We start from the raw sequence: 2,971 nt of genomic DNA on the forward strand, positions 1-2,971 counted from the left end.
GCCGCACCGCCCTGCGCCTTGGGTTTTTGCACCCACCAGGCAGCACCCGAGGCGACCGCAATGCCCGCTATCGCGACCGCTGTGTAAATTGCTTTTGATGCCATGGGGAGGAAAACTTGTTATACAAAGAGATACAAACTTCCAATGTAGCAGGACACCATGGCGCGCGCAGCCTTTTTCTGGCCTTTGCACAGGGTAAGCGCGGTAGCTTTACAACGGCTTTACCAAACGCCCTGGGCGACCAAAACGGCACGGATGCTATGTACGCTTATGGTGCGCCCGGGGCTTGCAATTTTTACGTGGGCCTTGGCTGCTTGGTGTGTGTTTTTGCGCATGTTCCCGCCCCGGCTTCAGACTCCCAGCCAGGTCTTTGTTACAAGCGGCCGAGCGCGCGTTCCACACCTTTGTTGGCCAGTGCGTCGGCACGCTCGTTGCCCGGGTCGCCGGCATGCCCCTTGACCCAACGCCAGTCGATCTTGTGGCCGCTGGAGACGACCAGGGCGTCCAGGCGCTGCCAGAGATCCACATTCTTGACCGGCGCCTTGGCCGCTGTACGCCAGCCCCGGGCTTTCCAGCCGTGAATCCACTCGGTAATGCCCTTGCGCACGTATTCGCTGTCCAGGTAAAGCGTCACGCTGCAGGGCCGCTTCAGCGCCGCCAGCGCCTCGATGACGGCAGTCATCTCCATGCGGTTGTTGGTAGTGCCAAGTTCGCCGCCAAATAGCTCTTTTTCGGTGCCGCCCATTGCCAGCAGCGCCCCCCAACCTCCGGGGCCGGGGTTTCCCTTGCATGCGCCGTCGGTATAGATCACGACGTGTTGTGGTTGTGGCGTTGTGCCTGTTGGTGTGTCGGTCATGCGTTACAAATGCTCCCGGGAAGCTCCAAAGAGCAGCCGGTGGTTAAAGAAAAATCAGGCAGGCGGCTGTGAGCGGGATGAACGGGTGAGCGGCTCCTTGTTGGCTATCGCGGCGGGTGCCGTTGCCGGCGCCCTTCGCGCCTTCCAGGCGGGCTCAAGCAACCGGACGCCACGTACACGCTTGACCGCTGCGAGGAAATACACAGCGCCAAAAATAGGCCACCAACGTTCGCCCGCCGTATCCATCCACTCGAACCGGTCCAGCCAGGCCTGACTTGTGAGCGCCGGCCGGTAGCAGCCAAAGCGCCCCGACTCTACCTCAAAGTCCAGCAGCCTCAGCCAGTCGCGAAGGCGCCAGTAGCCGATGAACTCGCCTGTTTTGGGAAGAAACAGGTTGTCATACCCCCAACGCTGGTAAATGTGGCCGCGGCGCTGGCGCAGCCCCCACAAGCTGGTCGGGTTGAAGCCGCTGATGACCACCCGACCTTCCGGAACAAGCACCCGGCTCACCTCGCGCAGGCTGGCATGCGGGTCGCTGCTGAGTTCGAGCGTATGCGGCAATACCACCAGGTCCAGGCTGTTCTCCGGGAAGGGAAGTGCTCCTGCATCGGTCAGGAGCGCCGCGCGCCGGGAACTTGCGGCCGTGCGGCCGCTCGTATCTGTAGCCGGGGACTTTCCGGGTTCAGACGACGGCGGCAGGGAATCCAGTGCCAGCCATTTGTGCGGCATGCGATTGGCTTGCAGGGCGTCGAGCTCCGGCAGGCCCAATTGCAGTGCGTGGTAACCAAAAACGTCGCTGACGGCCTGGTCAAAATGCGTGCGTTCCCAGTCCAGAAGATAGCCGCCGGGAGGGGTCTTCAGCCAGTCCGTCAAACCTATAATTTCAGAGCTCATTGAGACCACTGTATGTATTTGATTCCCATTCCTGCCTTCGACGACAACTACCTCTGGTTGTTGCATGACGGCAGGCGTGCCCTGGTCGTGGACCCGGGAGATGCCGGGCCGGTGCAGCGCACCCTGGAGCAGCACGCATTGCAACTGGAGTCGATTCTAGTCACGCATCACCATCCCGACCACACGGGCGGTGTCGATGCCCTGCGCGAAGCGACGGGCGCCCAAGTCTGGGGCCCTGCCACCGAACGCATTCCGCAGCCTTACACACATCTCAATGGAGGTGACAGCCTCACGGCCCTCGGCCTGGATTTCCAGGTGATCGACGTGCCCGGGCATACCGCAGGTCACATTGCTTATTACCTTGCCCCCACGCTTTCCGCTTCGCGTGATGCGCTGCCCCCCGAGGGGGCTCATCCGGCTTGGGGCGGCCCGGCGCCGGATGGCCTTGCCGTGAACGGCAGGCCGCTGCTGTTTTGCGGCGACACACTGTTCTCGGGAGGCTGCGGACGTTTGTTCGAGGGTACACCGGCGCAAATGCTGGCCTCGCTCGACAAGCTGGCTGCGTTGCCTGGCAACACCGTCGTCTGTTGTACCCATGAATACACACTCAACAATCTCCGCTTTGCCGTGGCAGTCGAGCCAGAAAATGCCGACCTGGCGGCATATCAGGCGCAATGCGTTGCACTTCGCGCCCAGGGAAAGCCAACCTTGCCGACCTCTGTGGCCCAGGAATTGCTGATCAACCCCTTCTTGCGGACCCGCCAACCCACTATCATGGCTGCTGCCCGGCACTTTGATGCGTCGGCCCGAGACGACAACACCGTATTTGCCGCCATCCGGCAGTGGAAAAACCAATTCAAATGACGCCACACGACCGAACCACTGCAGCCGCTCCTCTTCCCAAACTCATCAATTTCCGTATTGTTTCATTGGCGTTTCTGCTTGTGGCGACACTGTTGGCGGGCTGCGCCACACAGCCACCCGGCATGCCGGGTGACCCGGTCCTCACAACAGGAACAAGCCCCACCGCCAAACCGCAAGTGCCGGGCGGCCCGCTTCAAGCCATCACACCAGGTCAGATCGGCTCTTACCAGATCGCCTCCACGGAACCTCCCAAGGAACTATGGGACCGTATTCGCCGCGGCTTCGCCATGCCTGACCTGCAAAACGAACTGGTGACGGATCGCGAGCAGTGGTATGCCAGCCGGCCGGACTATATCC

The 2,971-nt window shown here is 61.6% G+C and carries 3 protein-coding genes and 1 pseudogene; 2 read left to right on the forward strand and 2 right to left on the reverse strand.

The features are described from left to right. Positions 1-373: 373 nt before the first annotated feature. Positions 374-856: a ribonuclease HI gene (gene rnhA / locus AC1D1P_RS19375; protein WP_457278630.1), complete on the reverse strand. Its 483-nt coding sequence runs from the start codon at positions 854-856 to the stop codon at positions 374-376. Positions 857-910: 54 nt separating this feature from the next. Then, entirely contained in the window at positions 911-1,750 is an 840-nt protein-coding gene (locus AC1D1P_RS19380; RefSeq protein WP_477674097.1) for a class I SAM-dependent methyltransferase, read from the reverse strand. 12 nt (positions 1,751-1,762) lie between these two features. On the opposite strand from AC1D1P_RS19380, the gene gloB reads away from it, so the two are divergent. Both gloB and AC1D1P_RS19390 read left to right on the forward strand, forming a co-directional pair. Next, on the forward strand, positions 1,763-2,614 hold the full coding sequence (gene gloB / locus AC1D1P_RS19385) for a hydroxyacylglutathione hydrolase (protein ID WP_477674098.1): 852 nt from the start codon (positions 1,763-1,765) through the stop codon (positions 2,612-2,614). Continuing rightward, positions 2,611-2,971 (forward strand): annotated as a pseudogene (locus AC1D1P_RS19390) (transglycosylase SLT domain-containing protein); the annotation flags it as partial. The gene gloB and the pseudogene AC1D1P_RS19390, both read left to right, overlap by 4 nt.

The sequence above is a fragment of the Polaromonas sp. P1_E1_2 genome, assembly GCF_056406035.1.

Bases quoted from the DNA above. Each gene is read 5' to 3' on its own strand.
- rnhA (WP_457278630.1), bottom strand. From the start codon at position 856: ATGACCGACACACCAACAGGCACAACGCCACAACCACAACACGTCGTG.
- AC1D1P_RS19380 (WP_477674097.1), bottom strand. From the start codon at position 1,750: ATGAGCTCTGAAATTATAGGTTTGACGGACTGGCTGAAGACCCCTCCC.
- gloB (WP_477674098.1), top strand. From the start codon at position 1,763: ATGTATTTGATTCCCATTCCTGCCTTCGACGACAACTACCTCTGGTTG.